We start from the raw sequence: 22,847 nt of genomic DNA, 5'->3' as shown, positions 1-22,847 counted from the left end.
TATTTTAATAAAATCACGATAAGTGATATTATTATTAGTTGTAGACGTATGTATACGTATTAAAAGGAGAGAACATTATGGGATTCGTTAAAAAGATGTTAGATGGCAATAAAAGAGAACTTAAATCGTTATCTAAAATTGCTTCAAAAGTAGAATCATTTGAAGGAGAAATTGCTTCATTAACTGATGAAGACCTTAAAAATAGAACAGCGAAATTTCAAGCTGAATTAAAAGAAATTGAAGACTATAGACAACAGGAAAAATTTTTAGATGATATTTTACCAGAGGCATTTGCAATTGTGCGTGAGGCGTCAAAGCGTGTTTTAGGAATGACACCATTTAATGTTCAAATTATGGGTGGGACAGCAATACACCGTGGTGATATTGCTGAAATGAGAACTGGGGAAGGTAAAACGTTAACAGCGACTATGCCTGTTTATTTAAATGCACTAACTGGTCGTGGGGTACACGTTGTTACTGTCAACGAATATTTGGCGAGTACGCAAGCAGAAGAAATGGCGAAACTTTATAATTTCTTAGGATTAACAGTTGGTGTGAATTTAAATCAACTATCAACTGAAGAGAAACGTGATGCATATGCAGCGGATATCACTTATAGTACGAATAATGAATTAGGTTTTGATTACTTACGTGATAACATGGTGACGTATAAAGAAGAGCGTGTAATGCGTCCATTGAACTTTGCCATTATAGATGAGGTCGATTCAATCTTAATCGATGAAGCCCGTACACCGTTGATTATTTCAGGACAAGCCGAGAAATCGAATAGTCTATATATTCAAGCTAATGTATTCGTGAAGATGTTAAAAGATGAAGAAGATTATAATTATGATGAGAAGACTAAAGGGATCCAATTAACAGAGCAAGGGATCGATAAAGCTGAGAAGATGTTCAAAGTTGAAAATTTATATGACGTTAAGAATGTAAATTTAATGCATCATATTAATATTGCTTTAAAAGCCAACCGTTCAATGTTGAAAGACGTTGATTATGTTGTTCAAGATGGTGAAATCGTTATCGTTGACCAATTTACTGGACGTACGATGCCAGGACGACGTTTCTCAGAGGGCGTTCACCAAGCAATTGAAGCAAAAGAAGCTGTTGAAATTCAAAATGAATCTAAAACAATGGCATCTATCACTTTCCAAAACTTCTTCCGTATGTATAACAAGTTATCAGGTATGACAGGTACTGCAAAAACTGAAGAAGAAGAATTAATGAATATTTATAATATGGCAGTTACACAAATTCCTACGAATAAACCAATCGCACGTGAGGATGCAGCAGATTTAATTTTTGCATCTGAAAAAGGTAAATTCCATGCAGTAGTTGATGATGTAATTGAGCGTCATAAAAAAGGGCAACCTGTATTATTAGGTACTGTTGCGGTTGAAACGAGTGAATATATTTCTGATTTACTTAAAAAACGTGGTATTCGTCATAACGTATTAAACGCAAAAAACCATGAACGTGAAGCAGAGATAGTACAGTATGCTGGCCAAAAAGGAGCAGTAACAATCGCTACAAACATGGCTGGTCGTGGTACGGATATTAAACTTGGTGAAGGTGTTCAAGCATTAGGTGGTTTAGCTGTTATTGGTACTGAACGACATGAATCACGTCGTATTGATGATCAGTTACGTGGACGTTCTGGTCGACAAGGTGACCCAGGATATTCTAGATTCTATTTATCTTTACAAGATGAATTAATGGTCCGTTTCGGATCAGAAAGAATGCAAGCGATGATGACGAAACTTGGGATGAACGACGATGCTCCAATTGAATCAAAAATGGTTTCTAAAGCAGTCGAGTCAGCACAAAAACGCGTTGAAGGAAACAACTACGATAGTCGTAAACGAATATTAGAATACGATGATGTATTACGTAAACAACGTGAAATAATCTATGAAGAGCGTAATGAAATCTTAGAAACTGAGGATTGTTCAGAAATGGTTCGTGGAATGATTGAACAATCGGTACGCCGTGCAGTAGATTATTACTTTGCAGGTGATGAGGAATCTAATGATTATGAAGCTTTTACAAATTACGTGGAAGATATGTATTTAACTGAAGGTGCATTGAATATTGAAGATATTAAGCGTCGTGATAATGATGAAATCTATGATATTGTGATGGAAGCTGTAGATATGCAATATGCATACCAACAAGAACAGTTAGGTGATCAATTCTTAGAATTTGAACGAATGATTTTATTACGTACAATTGATATGAAGTGGACAGATCATATTGATACAATGGACCAACTACGTACTGGTATACATTTAAGAAGTTACGGACAAATTAATCCATTGCGTGAATATCAAAACGAAGGTTTAACTATGTTTGATGCAATGCTTGAAAATATTGAGGACGATGTAAGTAAATATGTTTTAAAATCAATTGTTGAAAAAGATGAACATGTTGAGCGTGAACAAGTAGCAGTTGGACAAGCGATGGTTGCAAATGATGGGAAAGAAAAAGTAAAAAAACAACCTAAAACAAAATCAGAACCAGAAATTGGACGAAATGAACCATGTCCATGTGGTAGTGGTAAGAAATATAAAAACTGTCACGGAAGAGAGTAGAGTTTGTATGGAACAATTTGAAATTAACAACTTATTAATAACTATAAAAGAAAAATTAGATAGTTTTAGGGGGTCTCTTTGACTTAGAGGAAAAAGAGACGAATATTCAAGAATACGAAGAAATGATGGTGGATCCGGACTTTTGGAATAATGGTGATAAAGCCCAAGATACTATTAACAAAAATAATGCATTAAAAGAAGTTGTTAATGGCTTTAATGCTTTGGAAGAAAAGTTTGAGAATGTTGAAGTATTAATAGAAATGTTAAAAGAAGAATCAGATAAAGATAGCGAAGAAGATTTGATCAAACAGCTTCAGGTTCTTTCAGATGATACGAATGCTTTTGAATTAAAGATGTTATTAGATGGTGAGTTTGATGCAAATAATGCGATTTTAGAATTACATCCAGGTGCTGGTGGTACTGAGTCTCAAGATTGGGGCGAGATGTTACTTCGTATGTACCAAAGATTTGCTGATAAACGTGGATTTAAAGTAGAAACACTAGATTACTTACCAGGAGACGAAGCAGGAATTAAGAGCGTTACAATTTTAATAAAAGGTCATAATGCTTATGGCTATTTAAAAGCCGAAAAAGGTGTGCATCGTTTAGTGCGTATTTCTCCATTTGATTCATCTGGTCGACGTCATACATCTTTTGTATCATGTGAAGTAACACCTGAACTCGATAATGATAATATCGAAATTGAAATTAATACTGAGGATATTAAGATTGATACGTATCGCGCTAGCGGTGCTGGAGGTCAGCATATTAATACGACAGACTCTGCAGTGCGAATTACGCATGCACCTACGGGAATAGTTGTGACTTGTCAAAATGAGCGTTCACAAATTAAGAACCGAGACCAAGCTATGAAAATGTTAAAAGCAAAATTATATCAACGTAAAATTGAAGAACAAGAGGCCGAGCTTGCAGCAATCCGTGGTGAACAAAAAGAAATCGGTTGGGGTTCTCAAATACGTTCATATGTTTTCCATCCATATGCCATGGTAAAAGATCATCGTACGAATGCAGAAACTGGAAATACGGGTGCAGTAATGGATGGCGATTTAGATTTATTTATTGATGCTTATTTAAAATCACAGTTGTAAAAATTATTAATCATAAGAGAGAGACAAAAATTTGTCTCTCTCTCTTTTTTTAGTATAATTAAAGTAATATAAAAAATTATGGGGGTATTATCATGAAAAAATTATTTACAGGAATTGCGCTTTCTGCGTTAGTACTTGGAGCTTGCGGTAATGGTGAGGAAAAGAAAGAAGTGGATAAAGCAACTTCAAATGATCCTGGTAGAGAAGCATTTGCAAACAGTTCTTGTATTGGTTGTCATGGTAAAGATTTAGAAGGTGGTAGTGGACCTAATTTAGCAAAGGTCGGTGGGAAATATTCTGAACAAGAAATTTTGGATATCATTAAAAATGGTAAAGGTTCAATGCCGAAGAACTTAGTTAAAGGTGAAGATGCTGAAAATATTGCCAAATATTTAGCAAAACAGAAGTAAAGATATTATTCCAACTGCATAAATTTGATCAGGATTTATCATAATTATAGAATGTTAGTATCTAATACAAAAAGATGAGTGTTTTTCAGGAGGCAATTGTATTAAATGAAAAGAATATTATTAACAGTGGCTTTGTCTACTGCAATTACCGCAATTGCAACACAAGCACATGCGAATAATTACCAAGTGAAGTCTGGTGATACGCTTTATTCAATCGCAAAAGAGAATGGCACAAGCGTTGCGCAACTTAAAGAATTGAATATAATAAAAAATAATAAAGTATTACCTGGACAAAAAATCAAGATTGCATCACATGATTATTATCGTGTGGTAGAAGGTGACACAATTCAAAGTGTTGCGAAACAATTTAAGGTATCACCTTTTGAAATCAGATTTTGGAATGAGTTATCAACAAGTGAATTACGACTTGGTAAGAAAATTATTGTCTCAAAAAAAGCATACCGTAAATCTCAAGAGCGTATTCATTCACCGAGACGTATTGCACCTGCATTATCACCTACAACTGCTAAATTTGTTAATGATATTAATGCCGAAGTACTTAACGAAGAATTCACACGTAGTCGTGGAATACAAAATGCCGAATCAGAACGTGAATTTAATAACGAAGCAATTGATAGAAGCACGATGCATATTGAATTAAGTGATTCTACAAATAATACTAATTCTAACAATGCTGAAGTGAATTATTTTAATAATACAATAGTAGATGATGCATACGATATTGAAGAAACAATATATGCTGCACGTGATATTACTTTGAAAGATCATGCGGAAGACAGGGCATCTATAGAAAGTTCTGTGAATCATCAATTGGATGAAGAACCAAGAAAAGTTTCAAATCATGTCGGAGAGATTGCACATCGTATTGCAGCTGGAAAGTCATATGTATATGGTGCCAATACGAATACGGCTGTAGATTGTTCTTCGTTTGCACAACAAGTATATGCTGCTATGGGAATATCAATCCCACGTACGACATATAGCCAAATGGCAGTTGGTACACGTGTGTCAACTCCAAAGCCAGGTGATTTAGTATTTTTCAATAATGGTAGTCATGTCGGAGTTTATATTGGGAATGGTCAAATGGTTGATGCATTAAATCCTGAAGTAGGAGTAGGACAACGAGCGGTGAGTTATATTAAAGGAACGATTACAGGATATTATCGTTATTAATGGTATATATGGATTTTGTAAAGAATCACTATAATAATAAATACTTCTTGAAACGTACGAAGGTTATCCTCGTACGTTTTTTGTTATTATACTCATTTTTCTGAAAATATGAAATAATATTTTGTTTGTAAAGTTGTAATAAAAGTGAATTAATCCACTTAAGTGTTACATATCGCTACATTATTTGTAACATATTTGAAATGTTTCTCTAGGGAGGTAACACTTATATTACATATGAGTAACATTGAAAGTTAAATTCTTTTTATGTGGTATTATCATTCTTGTTGATAAATAAATTGTTAATTAAACATAGATGAATCAAGAAAAAATCAATCGGAGGAAAAAGAAATCATGAAAAAAATCGTTTTATCATTTATAACTGCTATGATGTTATTAACTACTGCCGAACTTACAAATATCACACCACAAACACAAGTAAAAACAGCGGAAGCTGGTTCTTATGGTTATTATTCAAATCCATATTACTGGGGAAGTTGTGCGTATTATGCATATCAACGTCGTGCACAGTTGGGCCGTCCAGTAGGTAAATATTGGGGCAACGCAGCAAATTGGGCATATAAAGCACGATATGCGGGTTACAAAGTAAGAAGATCCCCAATTAAGGGTTCTGTATTAGTTTCACAAAGTGGTTATTACGGACACGTTGCCGTCGTTGAAAGAACATATCGTAATGGGTCAATTTTAGTATCGGAAATGAATTTCCCACGTCAAGGTATTAAGACATATCGCGTTATTTCTAAATACCAAAAAAGATATTACCAATACATTTATTAATAGATTTATGAGAATATAATTATTGTAATAGAAAAGAGAACGCACAAATTAATTTTGTTTGTTCTCTTTTTTGTATATTCAGCTTCATAGGTTTAAACTTACATATAAGTGCGTTATGATAGACTTAATAAGTTTAGAGGTGGATATATGAAACATTTAATTACCGTAATACTACTGTTAATATTCTTAGGGCTTGCGGGATATAGTATTTATCAAGTGTCGCAGTTTAATGCTGAATCAGACGAAGGGATAAATGTTACAACGCATAATCATCCCATAAATAATCAAAATATAAGTAACATTATTGTATCAGATATGAACAATAAAAAAACAAAAATAAAAACACACTTAAACCATAAGGTTACGATTATTAACTTCTGGGCATCGTGGTGTGGGCCATGTAACGAAGAAATGCCTGAATTGGTTCAATATGATGAAGAAAAGCCAAATCACGTTGGCTTAATTGGAATGAATGTGCAGGATAATGATGAGAATCGTGAAGCATTCATTGAAAAATACAACGCGACTTATCCTATGCTAATATTAGGAGAAAATCAAATGAAAAAAAATAAAATTAATAATGTACCAACGACGATTTTTGTTGATAAAAATGGTAAAGTATTAAAAACGTATGTTGGTGAATTGAGCCGCAAGAAATTAGATATCATTTTAGATGGTATTGACTAACTATTATTAAGGAGTGATTCATATGGGTGTACATCAATATTTTAAAAGTTTATCAGACTTAGAGAAACTGATTCGTTGTCCTGGTAAATTTAAATATCAAGAACATAATGTTGCGAGTCACTCTTTTAAAGTGACGAAGATTGCACAGTATTTAGCGACAGTAGAAGAATATCATGGCGCAGTAATTAACTGGAAAGGTGTTTATGAAAAAGCCTTAAACCATGATTATCCAGAGATCTTTACAGGTGATATAAAAACACCAGTGAAATATGCTTCCAAAGAATTAAAACAGTTATTTAGTGATGTCGAAGAACAAATGATTGCCAGATTTATTAATTCGGAATTTCCGGAAGAATATCGCGCTATTTATCACGAACGTTTAAAAGAGGGTAAAGATGAAACGATTGAAGGGCAGATTCTTTCGGTTGCAGATAAGATTGATTTATTATATGAGTCGTTTGGAGAAATTCAAAAACGTAATCCTGAACCTTTATTCTTTGAAATTTATGAAAAAAGCTTACGTACGATTATTAAATTTAAACATTTAAACTGTGTACAAGATTTTCTAGATAATATTTTACCTGAAATGTTACAAGAGAAATTTATACCTCGTTCAGAGTTAAAAGAGTTAACGGTATCTATTTTAGAAGTAAAAGAGTCGGATTTATGACTTTGTGGTATTGGATAGCATTGCTGTTACCTGCCATAATGGTGATTGTGTTCAGCATGATTGTGCGCAATAAATATACGGGCATGATACTTTCGACAATTGTTATTGGTGTATCAGTATATAAAGGTTTTTTTCATTCGCAAATGATTGTATTTTTGGATACGATGAGTTTAATAATAGGATATCTAATAGTAGATTTTTACGAATTAGATAACGGACAAGACTAACAGCTAAAGACATTGATTTGTTTTAGCTGTTTTTTGTATCTGAATTCAAAGAGCGAACAAATGTTTGTATTTTTTTATTTATATTTGGTAAAATATTATCGATAAGGAGGGCATATATGGAACATCATCCGTTTGTTATTAAATCAGATTACGAGCCTGCTGGAGATCAGCCAGAGGCGATTCAAAAGATTGTAGAAGGTATTAAAGCTGGTAAGCGTCATCAAACGTTACTTGGAGCAACAGGTACAGGTAAGACGTTTACAATGAGTAATGTTATTAAACAAGTTGGTAAACCAACATTAATTATGGCACATAATAAGACATTAGCAGGTCAATTGTATAGTGAGTTTAAAGAGTTCTTTCCTGATAATAGAGTTGAATACTTCGTAAGTTACTATGATTATTATCAACCTGAAGCATATGTACCATCAACAGATACTTTTATTGAAAAAGATGCATCGATTAATGATGAAATCGATAAATTACGACATTCAGCAACAAGTGCTTTGTTTGAACGAGATGATGTTATCATTATTGCGTCTGTTAGTTGTATATATGGATTAGGGAATCCTGAAGAATACAAAGATATGGTAGTAAGCATGCGTGTAGGTATGGAGATTGAACGTAATCAATTATTACGTAAGTTAATAGACATTCAATATAGTCGAAATGATATTGATTTTAAACGCGGTACATTCAGAGTGCGAGGTGATGTAGTAGAAATTTTCCCAGCATCACGTGATGAGCATTGTGTACGTATTGAATTTTTTGGAGATGAGATAGAGCGCATTCGCGAAATAAATTACTTAACGGGAGAGGTCTTGAAAGAACGCGAGCATTTTGCGATTTTCCCTGCCAGTCACTTTGTAACCAGAGAAGAAAAAATGCAAATAGCGATTGAGCGTATTGAAAAAGAGTTAGAAGTACAATTAAAAAAATTCAGAGCTGAAGATAAGTTATTAGAGGCACAGCGTTTAGAACAACGTACCAATTATGATTTGGAAATGATGCGTGAAATGGGCTTCTGTTCGGGTATTGAGAACTATTCAGTACATTTAACGCTTCGTCCACCAGGAGCAACGCCATATACTTTGCTAGATTATTTCGGAGATGATTGGTTAATTATGATGGATGAAAGTCACGTTTCAATTCCTCAAGTGCGTGGGATGTATAATGGTGACCAAGCGCGTAAAAACGTACTAGTCGATCATGGTTTTAGATTACCAAGTGCACTAGACAACCGTCCATTAAAGTTCGAAGAGTTTGAAGAAAAAGGTCATCAATTCTTATATGTGTCAGCAACACCAGGTCCATATGAAATTGAACATACAGAAGAAATGGTGGAGCAAATCATCCGTCCAACTGGTTTACTTGATCCTATTGTAGAAGTTCGTAAATCAGAGCATCAAATTGATGATTTAATGGAAGAAATTAGAAAGCGCGTTGAAAAGAATGAACGTGTACTGATTACGACATTAACAAAGAAAATGAGTGAAGATTTAACAACATATTTAAAAGAAGCGGGAATAAAAGTTAATTATCTACATTCTGAAATAAAGACACTAGAACGAATTGAAATTATTCGTGATTTACGTTTAGGTGTATTTGATGTATTAGTAGGAATTAATTTATTACGAGAAGGTTTAGATATTCCTGAAGTATCACTTGTTGCAATACTAGATGCAGACAAAGAAGGCTTCTTGCGTAGTCACCGTTCATTAATACAGATTATTGGTCGTGCAGCACGTAATGACCAAGGAAAAGTCATTATGTATGCTGATAAAATGACTGATTCTATGAAAGTCGCTATAGATGAAACGAATCGTCGACGAGAAATTCAAGAAGCTTATAATACTGAACATGGTATTACACCAGTGACTATAAACAAGAAAGTTCGAGATATTATCAGTGCGACTGTTGATGTGACAGATGATTTACCTAAGTCAACTAAGAAAAAGAAAAAGTTAACGGTTAAAGAGCGCAATGAGATGATAGAAAAGATAGAATTAGAAATGAAAGAAGCAGCCAAAGCGCTTGATTTCGAACGTGCAACAGAGCTAAGAGATATATTATTTGAGCTTAAAGCTGAAGGGTGACATTATGAAGAATAAATCGATTATTGTAAAAGGTGCAAGAGCACATAATTTAAAAAATATAGATATTGAAATTCCACGTGATAAACTTGTTGTGATGACTGGTCTATCGGGTTCAGGGAAATCTAGCTTAGCTTTTGATACAATTTATGCAGAAGGTCAACGCCGTTATGTTGAGTCACTTAGTGCCTATGCCAGAATGTTTTTAGGGCAAATGGATAAGCCTGATGTAGATGTAATCGAAGGTTTATCACCCGCAATTTCAATTGACCAAAAGACAACAAGTAAAAATCCGAGAAGTACTGTAGCAACTGTTACTGAAATTTATGATTACTTACGCTTGTTGTATGCACGAATCGGTACACCCTTCTGTCCAGAACATGGTGTACCAATCGAATCTCAAACGATTCAACAAATGGTTGATAAAGTATTAGAGATGAAAGAACGTACGAAGATTCAAATATTCGCACCTGTAGTCCGAGGGCGAAAAGGAACGCATAAGAAATTAATAGAAGAGATTTCTAAGAAAGGTTATGCACGAATTCAAGTTGATGGAGAAGTATTTGATGTAACTGATGAAATTGAACTAAACAAAAATCAAAATCATGATATCGATGTTGTGGTCGATCGTTTAGTTGTAAAGCCTGGAATAGAACCTCGTCTTGCAGATTCTTTAGAAAATGCATTGCGTTTGGCCGAAGGTAATGTTGTTGTTGACGTCATTGATGGAGAACAAGTGAAGTTCTCGGAGAATCATGCTTGTCATATTTGTGGATTTTCAATTGAAAAATTAGAGCCGAGAATGTTCTCATTTAATTCACCGTTTGGTGCATGTCCTGATTGTGATGGATTGGGAACAAAGTTATCAGTAGATATTGATTTAGTTGTGCCAGATAAATCATTAACGCTTGAAAAAGGAGCAATTTTACCGTGGGAACCCATCAGCTCTAATTATTATCCAACATTGCTAAAGCAAGCATGTAAACACTTTAAAATTAGTATGAAAAAGCCTTTTGAAAAATTATCAAAAGAAGAACAAGATATTATTTTATTTGGTCATAGCGACGAAATTGAATTTACTTTTAAACAAGATAATGGCGTGACACGTAAACGTACTATGCATTATGAAGGTGTTGCAACTAATATTGAACGTCGATATAAAGAAAGTCCATCAGAATATACTCGTGAGCAAATGCGTAAATATTTGGTCGACGAAGCATGCCATACCTGTCATGGTTACAGATTATCTAAACAAGCAATGAGCGTTAAAATCAATGACGTACACATTGGGCAAGTTGTTAAATTTTCAATTGGAGAAGGATTAAAATATTATACTAATATTAAATTAACAGAAAAACAGCAGCAAATTTCTAAGTTAATCTTAAAAGAAATTACAGAACGATTAAGTTTCTTAAACAATGTTGGATTAGAATATTTAACTTTAAATCGTGCAGCAGGAACTTTATCTGGTGGAGAAGCGCAACGTATCCGTTTAGCCACGCAAATAGGTTCCCGTTTAACAGGTGTAATGTACGTATTAGATGAACCATCAATTGGATTGCATCAGCGTGATAACGATAGATTAATTGATACATTGAAGTCGATGCGCGATATGGGCAATACGTTAATCGTTGTTGAGCATGATGAAGATACAATGCTTGCAGCAGATTATTTAATAGATATTGGACCAGGTGCAGGTGTACATGGTGGAGAAATTGTTGCCCAAGGTACACCCAATCAGGTCAAAAAGAATAAAAAATCATTAACGGGTCAATATTTAAGTGGAAAAAAGGAAATTCCAATGCCTGAAACGCGTCGTAAACCTGATGGTCGTTTTATAACCATTGAGAATGCAACAAGTAATAATTTAAAAGGTGTTTCTGTAAACATCCCTTTAGGTATGATGACGTTGGTAACAGGCGTGTCGGGATCAGGTAAAAGTAGTTTAGTAAATGATGTATTATACAAAACACTCGCACAAAAGTTATACAAAACGAAAGCAAAGCCAGGACCACATAGCGCCGTCACGGGTATTGAACATATTGATAAGATTATTGATATTGATCAATCGCCAATTGGACGTACACCACGTTCAAATCCGGCAACATATACGGGTCTATTTGATGATATTCGTGACGTTTTCAGTCAAACGAATGAAGCGAAATTACGTGGTTACCAAAAAGGTCGATTCAGTTTCAATGTAAAAGGTGGTCGTTGTGAAGCTTGTCGTGGAGATGGAATTATTAAGATTGAAATGCATTTCTTACCTGATGTTTATGTACCATGTGAAGTATGTGATGGTAAGCGCTATAACCGTGAAACTTTAGAAGTGACTTATAAAGACATGAATATAGCAGATATTTTAGATATGACGGTTGAAGATGCATATTATTTCTTCGAAAATATTCCCAAAATAAAACGTAAATTGAAGACAATTGTTGATGTTGGTTTAGGATACGTGAAATTAGGACAACCTGCAACGACGTTATCTGGTGGAGAAGCTCAACGAGTAAAACTGGCAAGTGAATTACATCGAAGAAGTAATGGTAAGACATTATATATATTAGATGAACCTACAACGGGGTTACATGTTGATGATATTGCAAGACTGTTAAAAGTACTGGAAAAGCTTGTTGAGAATGGTGATACTGTATTAATAATAGAACATAATTTAGATGTTATTAAGACAGCTGATCATATTATTGATTTAGGACCTGAAGGCGGAGACAATGGTGGGAAAATTATTGCAATAGGTACACCTGAACAAATCATGGAAGAAAATGCATCATATACAGGGCGTTATTTAAAGAGACATGTTGAACGATAATAATTTATGGGATATCAACTTTGTATTTGTTGGTATCCCTTTATCGTTTTAAATTGTAATATTGAAGAAAGTTATTTAATATTAAAGTATTGGATATTGGAGGTTTATGATGATAACAAGCATAGAATTAATAGAAAAATTCGATTTAGAAATAATTGCTGGTAATGTAGCGATGGAAATTCCGATTATCAATACAAACATATCTCGACCTGGTTTAGAGATGGCAGGGTTCTTCTCACATTATTCATCAGACAGGATTCAAGTTATGGGTACTACTGAAATGTCTTTTTTCGAAACATTAAGTAAAGAAGATAGAAGAGAACGTATGCAAAAGCTTTGTCGTAAAGAAACACCATGTATTATATTAACACGTGATATTGAAGCACCTGAAGAATTGATTGATGCTTGTAATCGTAAAGGGACACCTTTACTTAGTAGTAGCGATGTAACGACAAGTCTTATCAATAAAATTTCATCTTATTTAGAACGTGAATTGGCACCAGAAACAAGTTTGCATGGTGTTTTAGTTGATGTGTATGGTGTTGGTGTATTAATTACAGGTGACTCTGGAGTAGGGAAAAGCGAAACTGCACTTGAACTTGTGAAACGCGGTCACCGACTTGTCGCAGATGATAATGTTGAAATTAAAGAAATTTCTCGTAACGTTCTTATGGGGAAAGCACCAAAGTTAATTGAACATTTATTAGAAATACGTGGTCTAGGGATTATTAATGTAATGACATTATTTGGTGCAGGAAGTGTGTTACCTGAGAAGCGATTAATGCTGAACGTTAATTTAGAATTTTGGGCGAAAGATAAGACTTATGACCGTGTAGGATTAGTAGAAGAAACTTTGACGATTTTAGACTCTAAGATTACTAAAAAGACAGTGCCAGTAAGGCCCGGGCGTAACTTAGCAGTTATTATTGAAGTAGCTGCAATGAACTATCGATTAAACAAAATGGGTACGAATACAGCAAAAGATTTTAATGACAGATTAAATGCCCAAATTAAAAATCAATCGTTAAAGGAGATTTAATATGCTGTTAAATATAGACCCTATTGCGTTAGAGTTAGGACCGGTGCAAATTAGATGGTATGGAATAATCATTGCATGTGGAATATTACTTGGTTATTTACTTGCACAACGTGAAACAGAAAAGAAAAACTTTTCAGAGAATACTTTGATTGATATAGTTATTGGATCAGTGATTTCAGGTATCATTTGTGCACGTATTTATTACGTTGCATTTGAATGGTCATATTATAAAGATCATTTATCTGAAATACCAATGATTATGAATGGTGGTATAGCGATTCACGGTGGTTTAATCGGTGCACTCGGTATGGCGTACTTTTTAACACGTAAAAATAAAGTATCATTCTTCCAAATGGGGGATATTGCAGCACCGAGTATAATTCTTGGACAAGCGATTGGTCGTTGGGGAAATTTTATGAATCAAGAAGCACATGGTGGAGAGGTGTCAAGAAGTTTTCTAGAAAATCTTCATATACCTGAATTCATTATTAACAATATGAAGATAGACGGTGTGTATTATCACCCGACATTTCTGTATGAATCGTTATGGAATTTAATTGGCTTTGTAATATTAATTATGCTTCGTAAGCATATGAAAATTGGTCAAACATTATTAGGTTACGCGATTTGGTATTCAATTGGTAGATTCTTTATTGAAGGTATGCGTACAGATAGCTTGATGCTAACGGAACATTTAAGAATTGCACAAATGATTTCGATTGCGATTATTTTAAGTGCAATTGCCATTTTAGTATACCGTCATTTTAAATACCAATTACCGAAATATAAAGATGTGAATTATCCGATGAGGAGCTCAAATGATGCGCCGAACATCAAGTATTAAATCTAAAGATGTGAATCCATTGTGGCATATGTACAAGACGGTCTCTTTTCTAAAAGTATCTAAAAACTTTATTGTCATTGAACTGGGACGTATATGCCCTTCTGTCAAATTAAAACGTTATTTGTATCGCTCATTGTTAGGGATGACAATTGGAGAAAATACATCAATGGCATATAAAGTGATGCCAGACTTAATGTTTCCTGAACGCATTTATATCGGCAGAAACTCAGTAATTGGATACAATGCAACACTTTTGACACATGAATATTTAATCGATGAATATCGAATAGGGGACATTGAAATTGGGTCAAACGTATTAATCGGTGCAAATACACTTGTTTTACCTGGTGTATCTATCGGAGATAATGCGGTGGTTGGTGCTATGACACTCGTATCGAAAGATGTTCCGGCAAATGCATTTGCATATGGTAATCCAATGATAATAAAAAATAAGGTATAATAATAAGAAAAACATGAATAAGGGGTGAATGAGATGGATAAGGTTATAAAATTTCCGAGTAATGAAGATGAATTTTATAAAATTGGCTTAAAAAAACAAAGTCAACAATCATACGATGAGGCCATCTCATTCTATGTTAAATCCCTACAAAAAGAAAATAAATGGAAAGTGAATAAAAGTTTGGCAGAATGTTTCATAATGATTGGTCGCTTTGAGGATGCGGAACAAACTTTGATTAAATTTTTAAGTACAGACTTTAATTGTATTGATGTATTTTATGAGCTTAGTCAGTTATTTGTAAAAAGACGTGATCCGAATAAAGCGTTTTTGTTTGGAATGTATTACTGTTTAATAGCAGATGATATTGCTTATTTAGATGAATTGCAGTCACTTTTTGAAGTCTATTACGAAGATCAATCTAAAGTTGAAGAAGAATGTGAAAGTTTTGTTGTGCATTATATATTCCAAAATTTCTTCCAAAATTATCATTATGAATTAGCGTTAGATTGGATTAATTATCAGCCATTTGATATTCAGGCACGCTCTGAAATTCGTAATTTAAAAGCAATGACATTACTATTTATTGGACAGTACGATGAAAGTAGTGCTTTACTTGAACAATTACTTTCTGAAAATGCCACGGATATTCATGCATTATGTCATTATACGCTCCTATTATATAATACGAATCAAATAGAACAATATGAGTTATATTTAAAGCGTTTAAAAAAGATTGTTCCAATTAATGACGAGGAGAAGTTTAAACTTGGTATTGTACTTAGTTTCTTAAAGAAGTTTGAAGAATCGCAGGATTTATTGCTTCCATTATATAAAAAAGGTAAGTTTGTAAATAGTCAAATGCTTCATGCATTAAGCTTTAATAGCTTTGCATTAGGACATCACAAACAATCAGATCATTTTTGGTCAAGTTTAAATGAAATGGTGTCAGATCCTGGACCAAGTCCCCGTCAAATTTCTGATGGTCAACAATATTTAAGTGATGAAGTAATTCCTTTAATAGAACATGTCGATCGTAACTACCGTTTAATAGGTATTTTTCTAATTTCTCAAATGAGAGATAAGACATTGATAATAAATCGTCAAGTTTGGGATATTTTAGAATGTATGCCTGACTTTGAAAAATTATATTTATCTTATATATTCCATAACATTAATTTAATCAAAATTGATTTTATTCATAGAGGATTAAAAGTCTTATTTGATGAAACATACGATATTCAATTGTTTGATTATTGGATTGAAAAAGCAGAAGCAATAATTGATGCCAAGATGGACTTAAAAAATATTAATGCGTACGCAGCAGTAAGTTACTTCTTATTTATAAGATTATCGAATGACAAAATTACAAAACGTGAAGTGATTGAGAAATTTAAAACGACAAGATATCACTTTATTAAAGTGTATGATGCTTTCAAGCAAAAAAATATTTAATTTGTAAATTCTATTGTATATTGAACTTACGAAACGAAAAAATGGAGGTTTAAAAATGACTGAAGTAAAAGAATATGATGTAGTAATCGTTGGTGCAGGTCCAGCTGGGATGACTGCAGCAGTATATGCTTCTAGAGCAAATTTATCAACAATTATGGTAGAACGTGGAATGCCGGGTGGTCAAATGGCTAATACAGCGGACGTTGAAAACTTCCCTGGATTTGATTTGATTACAGGACCAGATCTTTCAACAAAAATGTTTAACCATGCTCAAAAGTTTGGTGCTGAATACACATATGGTGATATTAAATCAGTATCAGTTGAAGGTAATCTGAAGGTTATTGATCTTGGTGATAAACAATTAAAAGCAAAGGCATTAATTATCGCCACTGGTGCTGAATACAAAAAAATAGGGGTTCCTGGCGAACAAGAATTAGGCGGCAGAGGTGTATCATATTGCGCAGTATGTGACGGTGCATTCTTCAAACAAAAGAACTTAGTGGTAATCGGTGGTGGCGACTCTGCGGTTGAAGAGGGCGTGTACTTGACAAAATTTGCGGATAAAGTAACTATCGTTCATCGTAGAGATAAATTAAGAGCACAAAAGATTTTACAAGATCGTGCTTTTAAAAATGAAAAAGTTGATTTCATTTGGAATTCAACATTAAAATCGATTAATGGAGAAAACAAAGTTAGTTCTGTAACATTAGTCGATAAAGAGGGTGTGGAATCAACAGTAGAAACGGACGGTGTATTCGTTTATATTGGTATGCAACCTTTAACTAAACCATTTTTAGATTTAGGGATTACAGATGAAGTAGGTTATATCGTTACTAATGACGAAATGGAAACAAAAGTACCAGGTATTTATGCAGCAGGAGACGTTCGCGTTAAAAAATTACGTCAAATAGTAACAGCAACAGGCGACGGTAGTATTGCAGCACAAAATGCACAACACTATATCGAATCATTAAACGATTAATAGTAAGTACAAAATAGATACGCATTCGCGTGTCTATTTTTATGAATTCATGTATTATAGAAGTAATAGCGTCTTGAGGGGGATATCAATGAATAATGAAGAAAGCTTTAAAAAATTAGTTATCGTAACAGGTATGAGTGGAGCAGGAAAGTCTGTTGCGATTCAGTGTTTAGAGGATTTAGGCTATTTTTGTGTCGATAACTTGCCACCAATTTTGTTACCTAAATTCATTGAGCTAATGCAAGACAATAATCAATCGTTATCACGAGTTGCGCTTGGTGTAGACTTACGTGGTAAAGATTTCTTCGATAACTTACGTGAAGAAATTCAAAATATAACAACATTAACGGATATCCTAGTACAGGTCTTATTTATTGAAGCAAGCGACAGCGTACTTGTATCACGTTACAAAGCTACGCGTAGAACACACCCTATCGCTTCAGGTGGAACGCCTCTTGAAGCAATAAATGAAGAACGTCGCTTGCTTGCTGATTTGCGTGGCGTTGCAACACATATTATTGATTCTACTGAGTTTAAACCAAAAGCACTACGCTCAAAGGTAATTGAATTATTTGGATCAGGTAAGGAGAATATTTTTTCAATTAATGTGATGAGCTTCGGTTTTAAACATGGTATCCCAATTGATGCAGATATCGTATTCGATGTACGCTTCTTACCTAATCCATACTACATTGAAGAATTGCGTCCATTAACAGGGATGGATCCTAGAGTATATGATTATGTGATGAAATGGAAAGAGACTGACATTTTTTATACAAAGTTAATGGATTTGTTGAAGTTTGTAATACCCGGTTATATGCGTGAAGGTAAGTCACAAGTGGTTATTGCAATTGGTTGTACCGGAGGACAACACCGTTCAGTTGCACTTGCTGAACGTATTAGCACCGAATTGATAGACTTCTTTGACTTTGAATTAAATACTCGCCATAGAGATGCATTAATTGAAGGTGTTATAGATGAGAAGGCTTAAGATTTGTTTGATTGGCGGAGGTACAGGATTATCAGTAATGGCGAGAGGTTTAAAACATTATCCTGTAGAAATTACGGCAATCGTTACTGTAGCAGACGATGGTGGAAGTACTGGAAAGATTCGTGATGTCATGGATATACCTGCTCCAGGTGACGTACGAAACGTATTAGCAGCTCTAAGTGATGTTGAGCCAATGCTTGAAAAACTTTTCCAATATCGTTTTAATGATGAAACGCTAGGTGGACATCCAGTTGGAAATTTAATGCTTGCGGCAATGACAGATGTCACAAGTGATTTCGGTCATGCGGTAAAAGAGTTAAGTAAAATTCTTAATGTCAAAGGAACAGTCATCCCTTCTACCAATACTAGTCCAATTCTAAATGCAATTATGGAAGATGGAGAAATTGTTGTGGGTGAATCATTAATACCACTGAAAGATAAAAAAATAGACAGTGTATTTTTAACACCTTCAAATATTAAACCAATGAAAGAAGCAGTGGAAGCTTTACTGGAATCAGATTTAATTGTAATGGGTCCAGGGAGTCTCTACACAAGCATCATTCCGAATTTAGTATTGGAAGAATTGGCAGAAGCAATTGTCAAAAGTGATGCGAAGAAGCTATATGTTTCAAATATTATGACACAACGTGGTGAAACAATCGACTATTCAGTATCTGACCATATTGAAGCTATTCACAAACACGTCGGCACGTCATTTATTCAGTTTGTCATTGCCAATGATGTAAATTTTGAACACAAAATTCACGAAAATTATGCACGTAACAATTCAACATTTGTTGTATGTGATGCAGATAACATTAGAAAGATGGGTATTGAGCTCATTACAGATAAAGAATTAGTAGATATTAATTTAGATGGAATCGTACGACATAACAATGAAATACTTGCAGATATGATTTATGAACTAGCGTTAAGTGAAATCAGTACAATTGAGTTTAGCCAGAAAGAAGGCGAGTAAGGTGTCATTTGCCTCGGAAATGAAGAATGAATTAACGCGTATTGAAACAGATATGTGTTGTAGTAAGGCAGAATTATCTGCTTTGATTAGAATGAATGGTAATTTAAGTATTCAAAATATGAAATGGGTCATTAATGTTCAATCAGAAAATGCAGCTATTGCAAGAAGAGTGTACAGTTTAACTAAGAAATTATTCGGTGTAGATATTGAATTACTTGTGCGTAAAAAGATGAAATTAAAGAAGAATAATGTGTATATCTGCAGAATAAAAATGAAAACAAAGGAAATATTAGATGAACTAAAAATTTTAACCAATGGTGAGTTTAAACAAATCGTTGATAAAACTTTAGTTTCGAAAGAATGTTGTAAACGTAGTTATTTGCGAGGAGCATTTTTAGCCGGTGGATCTGTTAATAACCCAGAAACGTCTTCATATCATTTGGAAATATTCTCTTTATATGAAAGTCATTCACATGGTCTGACAGATTTAATGAATGAATATGAATTAAATGCGAAAACTTTAGAACGAAAAAAAGGATACATCTCTTATTTAAAAGAAGCAGAAAAAATTTCTGAGTATTTAAGTATTATTGGTGGATATCAAGCATTATTAAAATTTGAAGACGTACGTATTGTACGTGATATGCGTAATTCAGTTAATCGACTAGTAAACTGTGAAACTGCAAACTTAAACAAAACTATAGGTGCTGCTATGCGTCAAGTTGAAAACATTAAACTTATAGATCAGGAAATTGGAATTGATGAATTACCTGAACGACTTAGAGAGATAGCACGTTTACGTGTGTTACATCAAGATATATCGTTGAAAGAACTAGGAGAAATGGTATCTACGGGAGTAATTTCGAAGTCTGGGGTTAATCATCGCCTAAGAAAAATTGATGAAATTGCAGATAAATTAAGGTCAGGTGAACAAATTGAATTAAAAAAATAAAACCCAAAAATGGGTTTTATTTTTTAATAATAGATTGATAAAGTATTTTTAAATGCACGAGTGAGTTAAGTATATAAAAGTAATTTAGCTATAAATATCGTAATTATAAAAAGTTAATGCTTTTTAATAATCCTATTTAGACTTTTTAAAGTCCTCAAAAGATAGAAATGGTGTATCCTCTATTACAAAACTTCCTTCTGTTTTATCATTAACTTGATGAATTGCAGTAAACATTAATAGTTCTTTCTTACTATCATACTGTGTTGAACCAAATTTTATCGCATAATCTTCATATGCTTTATAGTCGGGGTCTTTTTTATTTAACGTATCTAAATATTTATAGTCTTCTTTATGCATTTGAAATTTAGGATAGAAGTGAGAAGTATCATCAGAACTAACAACTTCTACGTGTTTTGGATTTGCAGTTATAAAGCGACCGTCTTGCAGCATATACATTTTCAATTCTTTATAATTAACTTCAGAAATTGCTGTGAATTCATGACCTTCGCCAGCAGGAATTGTTGGAATACCATGTCCAGTATCTTCTGAATAAATAATCGTATCATTATCATTGACCTTGATAATTTTACTAATAGTCTTTGTTACGATACCTTTGACTGGGTATTTTTTTATTGTTCCAGGTTTAATTTCTTTTACCTCACCAAATATTTTCTTAGCTTCTTGTTCTGTTAATGGTTTTTTTCCATTTTCATTTGAAATACTATTGTGATCATGATTATGTTCATCATTTTCTGGATTTGATTCATTTCTATTATTGTTCTTTTTTTCTTCATTTTTTGTGAATTCATTTTTATTTTCAGTATCTACTTGTGTATTGCATGCAGATAATATTAAAGCTATTGCGAAAATAACAGGGTATATATGTTTCATAGAAAATCTCCTTTAGAATTAGAAATAAAAATAAAATCCAGGCACAATATGTGCCTGGATTCTTTAAATAAATAAATTATTTGAAGAATTTAAAGATACGTTTTGCGTTATCTGTGTTATCCATGCTACCGCGCCATTGTTCACTACCTGGTCCATATCCGTAAATATATACGTCTTCCCCAGTATGACCACCAGTTGTCCAACCTGTGAAACTTCTTTTATTTACTGGTTTTTCAATTGCATCTTCAATTTTAACAGCATCTTTAGCAGCTACAGCTTCTTTAATGCTTTGAACTTCTTCAGCCTCTAATTCGAAGCCAATATTTTCTTTGATGATAGAGTCTATGTTAGCACCATCTTTCATCATTTGAGCACGTAAATATTCAGGTGTACGTTTCATTTTTTTGATTGGATCTACGAAGAAGTTATATTCTCCACCTTGACCCATTGATAAACCACCAGTTGAGTGGTCAGCAGTCGCGATAACTAATGTGTTACAGTCATTTTTAGCATATTTGATTGCTTCTTGGAATGCAGCATCGAAATCTTGCATTTCACTCATAGCACCTGTGATATCGTTAGCATGACCTGCCCAGTCAATTTGAGAACCTTCTACCATTAAGAAGAAACCATTTTTGTTTTTAGATAATTTCTTTATTGCAGTATTTGTCATTTGCTTTAATGAAGGCATGTTAGCGTCTCTGTCAATCATTTTTGGCATACCTCCTGGTGAGAATAAACCTAGGATTTGTTTCGCTTTAGAATCTGATGCTGCTTTTAATAACCCTTTTTTGCTAGAAACATATTTATATCCATCATTTTTAAATTCTTTAATTAAGTTTCTATCAGAACGTTTGAAGTAATCTCTACCACCACCAAGGATAACGTCAACTTTGTGTTGTTTATTAATCATTTCATCGAAATAATCATCAGCTATAGCTGGCATGTTTTTACGAGACTCATCATGTGCTCCATAAGCAGCAGGTGTTGCATGAGTTACTTCACTAGTAGCAACTAAGCCAGTTGATTTTCTTTTTGATTTAGCTTGCTCTAATACAGTTTTAACTTCTGTTTTGTTTACATCAACAGCGATAGCACTGTTATAAGTTTTTACACCTGCACTCATTGCAGTTGCTGCAGAAGCTGAGTCAGTGATGTTTTGATGCTCGTCATCAGCGATAGTAGTTTGTGCACCTAATAAGTAGTCATCAAATGAAATTCTATCTAATTTTTTAGTTGCGGTGTTATCACGCATGTATCTATGTGCAGCAACGAATGATGGACCCATACCGTCACCAATCATAAAAATAACGTTTTTAGGAGTTGAACTAGGTTTACATACCTTAGTTGCTGCTTTTGCAGTGTTTGAAACATCTGTAATTGGTAATGAAGTTACTAATAAACCAGCAGTAAGAGTTGTTGCTAATACTTTATTGATTTTCTTCATGGTAAGCCTCCAAATATATTTTAGTTTTTTAATGCAATATAAATTTATCAAATCTTTGTAAATACAGTAGTGGAATTTTGTAAATTTTTTGTAAACTAATTTATTATTTTTTTTAGTACTCGTAGAAAGTAAAAAAATAGAAAGTAAAAAAAGTCTAGACAATTATTGTCTAGACTTTGAATAACTAAATAT

Annotated in this window: 20 protein-coding genes; 18 read left to right on the top strand and 2 right to left on the bottom strand. The window is 33.6% G+C overall.

Annotation, left to right across the window (positions count from 1 at the left end):
• Positions 1-77 precede the first annotated feature (77 nt).
• The 18 genes from secA (at position 78) to whiA (ending at position 20,317) form a co-directional block, all read left to right on the top strand.
• A complete protein-coding gene (secA, locus tag ACMGE9_RS02810; protein ID WP_414043741.1) occupies positions 78-2,606 on the top strand; it encodes a preprotein translocase subunit SecA in 2,529 nt (842 codons plus the stop codon).
• A gap of 7 nt (positions 2,607-2,613) precedes the next feature.
• A protein-coding gene (prfB, locus tag ACMGE9_RS02805; protein WP_414043740.1) for a peptide chain release factor 2 occupies positions 2,614-3,715 on the top strand; the annotation gives its coding sequence in 2 pieces (ribosomal slippage) (positions 2,614-2,676 and positions 2,678-3,715; 1,101 coding nt in all).
• A gap of 92 nt (positions 3,716-3,807) precedes the next feature.
• On the top strand, positions 3,808-4,125 hold the full coding sequence (cccB, locus tag ACMGE9_RS02800; protein ID WP_414043739.1) for a cytochrome c551: 318 nt from the start codon (positions 3,808-3,810) through the stop codon (positions 4,123-4,125).
• Positions 4,126-4,230: 105 nt separating this feature from the next.
• Entirely contained in the window at positions 4,231-5,319 is a 1,089-nt protein-coding gene (locus ACMGE9_RS02795; protein ID WP_414043738.1) for a LysM peptidoglycan-binding domain-containing protein, read from the top strand.
• Between the two features lie 351 nt (positions 5,320-5,670).
• The gene (locus ACMGE9_RS02790; RefSeq protein ID WP_414043737.1) at positions 5,671-6,114 is read left to right on the top strand and encodes a CHAP domain-containing protein; all 444 of its coding nucleotides are present in this window, start codon (positions 5,671-5,673) and stop codon (positions 6,112-6,114) included.
• 147 nt (positions 6,115-6,261) lie between these two features.
• Entirely contained in the window at positions 6,262-6,801 is a 540-nt protein-coding gene (locus ACMGE9_RS02785; protein WP_414043736.1) for a TlpA family protein disulfide reductase, read from the top strand.
• A 22-nt stretch (positions 6,802-6,823) separates the two neighbouring features.
• The gene (locus ACMGE9_RS02780) at positions 6,824-7,471 is read left to right on the top strand and encodes a YfbR-like 5'-deoxynucleotidase (RefSeq protein WP_414043735.1); all 648 of its coding nucleotides are present in this window, start codon (positions 6,824-6,826) and stop codon (positions 7,469-7,471) included.
• Positions 7,468-7,698 (top strand): DUF2198 family protein, encoded by a 231-nt coding sequence (locus ACMGE9_RS02775; protein ID WP_414043734.1) that lies wholly within the window; start codon positions 7,468-7,470, stop codon positions 7,696-7,698. Before ACMGE9_RS02780 ends, ACMGE9_RS02775 begins: the two co-directional genes overlap by 4 nt.
• Positions 7,699-7,814: 116 nt before the next feature.
• Positions 7,815-9,794, top strand: coding sequence for an excinuclease ABC subunit UvrB (gene uvrB, locus ACMGE9_RS02770; RefSeq protein WP_414043733.1), 1,980 nt, complete (start codon positions 7,815-7,817; stop codon positions 9,792-9,794).
• Between the two features lie 4 nt (positions 9,795-9,798).
• A complete protein-coding gene (gene uvrA / locus ACMGE9_RS02765) occupies positions 9,799-12,618 on the top strand; it encodes an excinuclease ABC subunit UvrA (protein WP_414043732.1) in 2,820 nt (939 codons plus the stop codon).
• A gap of 109 nt (positions 12,619-12,727) precedes the next feature.
• Positions 12,728-13,657 carry an HPr(Ser) kinase/phosphatase gene (gene hprK / locus ACMGE9_RS02760; RefSeq protein ID WP_414043731.1) on the top strand — a complete coding sequence of 310 codons (930 nt, stop codon included), beginning with the start codon at positions 12,728-12,730 and terminating at the stop codon, positions 13,655-13,657.
• A 1-nt stretch (position 13,658) separates the two neighbouring features.
• Positions 13,659-14,501, top strand: coding sequence for a prolipoprotein diacylglyceryl transferase (lgt, locus tag ACMGE9_RS02755; RefSeq protein WP_414043730.1), 843 nt, complete (start codon positions 13,659-13,661; stop codon positions 14,499-14,501).
• Positions 14,479-14,961 carry an acyltransferase gene (locus ACMGE9_RS02750; RefSeq protein ID WP_414044434.1) on the top strand — a complete coding sequence of 161 codons (483 nt, stop codon included), beginning with the start codon at positions 14,479-14,481 and terminating at the stop codon, positions 14,959-14,961. The genes lgt and ACMGE9_RS02750 overlap by 23 nt, the downstream gene beginning before the upstream one ends.
• Before the next feature lie 33 nt (positions 14,962-14,994).
• Entirely contained in the window at positions 14,995-16,413 is a 1,419-nt protein-coding gene (locus ACMGE9_RS02745) for a tetratricopeptide repeat protein (RefSeq protein WP_414043729.1), read from the top strand.
• 55 nt (positions 16,414-16,468) lie between these two features.
• Positions 16,469-17,395 (top strand): thioredoxin-disulfide reductase, encoded by a 927-nt coding sequence (gene trxB, locus ACMGE9_RS02740; RefSeq protein ID WP_414043728.1) that lies wholly within the window; start codon positions 16,469-16,471, stop codon positions 17,393-17,395.
• Between the two features lie 88 nt (positions 17,396-17,483).
• Positions 17,484-18,386: an RNase adapter RapZ gene (gene rapZ, locus ACMGE9_RS02735; protein ID WP_414043727.1), complete on the top strand. Its 903-nt coding sequence runs from the start codon at positions 17,484-17,486 to the stop codon at positions 18,384-18,386.
• Complete coding sequence (locus ACMGE9_RS02730; RefSeq protein WP_414043726.1) at positions 18,373-19,365, top strand: gluconeogenesis factor YvcK family protein; 993 nt, start codon at positions 18,373-18,375, stop codon at positions 19,363-19,365. The genes rapZ and ACMGE9_RS02730 overlap by 14 nt, the downstream gene beginning before the upstream one ends.
• Position 19,366: 1 nt before the next feature.
• Entirely contained in the window at positions 19,367-20,317 is a 951-nt protein-coding gene (gene whiA, locus ACMGE9_RS02725) for a DNA-binding protein WhiA (protein ID WP_414043725.1), read from the top strand.
• A 132-nt stretch (positions 20,318-20,449) separates the two neighbouring features.
• Here whiA and ACMGE9_RS02720 read toward each other — a convergent pair whose 3' ends face one another.
• On the bottom strand, positions 20,450-21,208 hold the full coding sequence (locus tag ACMGE9_RS02720; RefSeq protein WP_414043724.1) for a hypothetical protein: 759 nt from the start codon (positions 21,206-21,208) through the stop codon (positions 20,450-20,452).
• A 76-nt stretch (positions 21,209-21,284) separates the two neighbouring features.
• Positions 21,285-22,655 carry an alkaline phosphatase gene (locus ACMGE9_RS02715; protein WP_414043723.1) on the bottom strand — a complete coding sequence of 457 codons (1,371 nt, stop codon included), beginning with the start codon at positions 22,653-22,655 and terminating at the stop codon, positions 21,285-21,287.
• Positions 22,656-22,847: the final 192 nt, after the last annotated feature.

This window comes from Macrococcus animalis (genome assembly GCF_047425875.1).
Taxonomy (GTDB): Bacteria; Bacillota; Bacilli; order Staphylococcales; family Staphylococcaceae; genus Macrococcoides; species Macrococcoides animalis.
The sequence above is the reverse complement of the archived record's forward strand: the minus strand, read 5'-3'. Positions and strand labels throughout refer to the sequence as shown.

Coding starts and splice junctions, on each gene's coding strand:
- ACMGE9_RS02780 (WP_414043735.1), top strand. CDS start 6,824: ATGGGTGTACATCAATATTTTAAAAGTTTATCAGACTTAGAGAAACTG.
- ACMGE9_RS02715 (WP_414043723.1), bottom strand. CDS start 22,655: ATGAAGAAAATCAATAAAGTATTAGCAACAACTCTTACTGCTGGTTTA.
- rapZ (WP_414043727.1), top strand. CDS start 17,484: ATGAATAATGAAGAAAGCTTTAAAAAATTAGTTATCGTAACAGGTATG.
- ACMGE9_RS02790 (WP_414043737.1), top strand. CDS start 5,671: ATGAAAAAAATCGTTTTATCATTTATAACTGCTATGATGTTATTAACT.
- ACMGE9_RS02775 (WP_414043734.1), top strand. CDS start 7,468: ATGACTTTGTGGTATTGGATAGCATTGCTGTTACCTGCCATAATGGTG.
- ACMGE9_RS02730 (WP_414043726.1), top strand. CDS start 18,373: ATGAGAAGGCTTAAGATTTGTTTGATTGGCGGAGGTACAGGATTATCA.
- ACMGE9_RS02745 (WP_414043729.1), top strand. CDS start 14,995: ATGGATAAGGTTATAAAATTTCCGAGTAATGAAGATGAATTTTATAAA.
- trxB (WP_414043728.1), top strand. CDS start 16,469: ATGACTGAAGTAAAAGAATATGATGTAGTAATCGTTGGTGCAGGTCCA.
- lgt (WP_414043730.1), top strand. CDS start 13,659: ATGCTGTTAAATATAGACCCTATTGCGTTAGAGTTAGGACCGGTGCAA.
- hprK (WP_414043731.1), top strand. CDS start 12,728: ATGATAACAAGCATAGAATTAATAGAAAAATTCGATTTAGAAATAATT.
- ACMGE9_RS02720 (WP_414043724.1), bottom strand. CDS start 21,208: ATGAAACATATATACCCTGTTATTTTCGCAATAGCTTTAATATTATCT.
- ACMGE9_RS02750 (WP_414044434.1), top strand. CDS start 14,479: ATGCGCCGAACATCAAGTATTAAATCTAAAGATGTGAATCCATTGTGG.
- uvrA (WP_414043732.1), top strand. CDS start 9,799: ATGAAGAATAAATCGATTATTGTAAAAGGTGCAAGAGCACATAATTTA.
- ACMGE9_RS02785 (WP_414043736.1), top strand. CDS start 6,262: ATGAAACATTTAATTACCGTAATACTACTGTTAATATTCTTAGGGCTT.
- ACMGE9_RS02795 (WP_414043738.1), top strand. CDS start 4,231: ATGAAAAGAATATTATTAACAGTGGCTTTGTCTACTGCAATTACCGCA.
- uvrB (WP_414043733.1), top strand. CDS start 7,815: ATGGAACATCATCCGTTTGTTATTAAATCAGATTACGAGCCTGCTGGA.
- secA (WP_414043741.1), top strand. CDS start 78: ATGGGATTCGTTAAAAAGATGTTAGATGGCAATAAAAGAGAACTTAAA.
- cccB (WP_414043739.1), top strand. CDS start 3,808: ATGAAAAAATTATTTACAGGAATTGCGCTTTCTGCGTTAGTACTTGGA.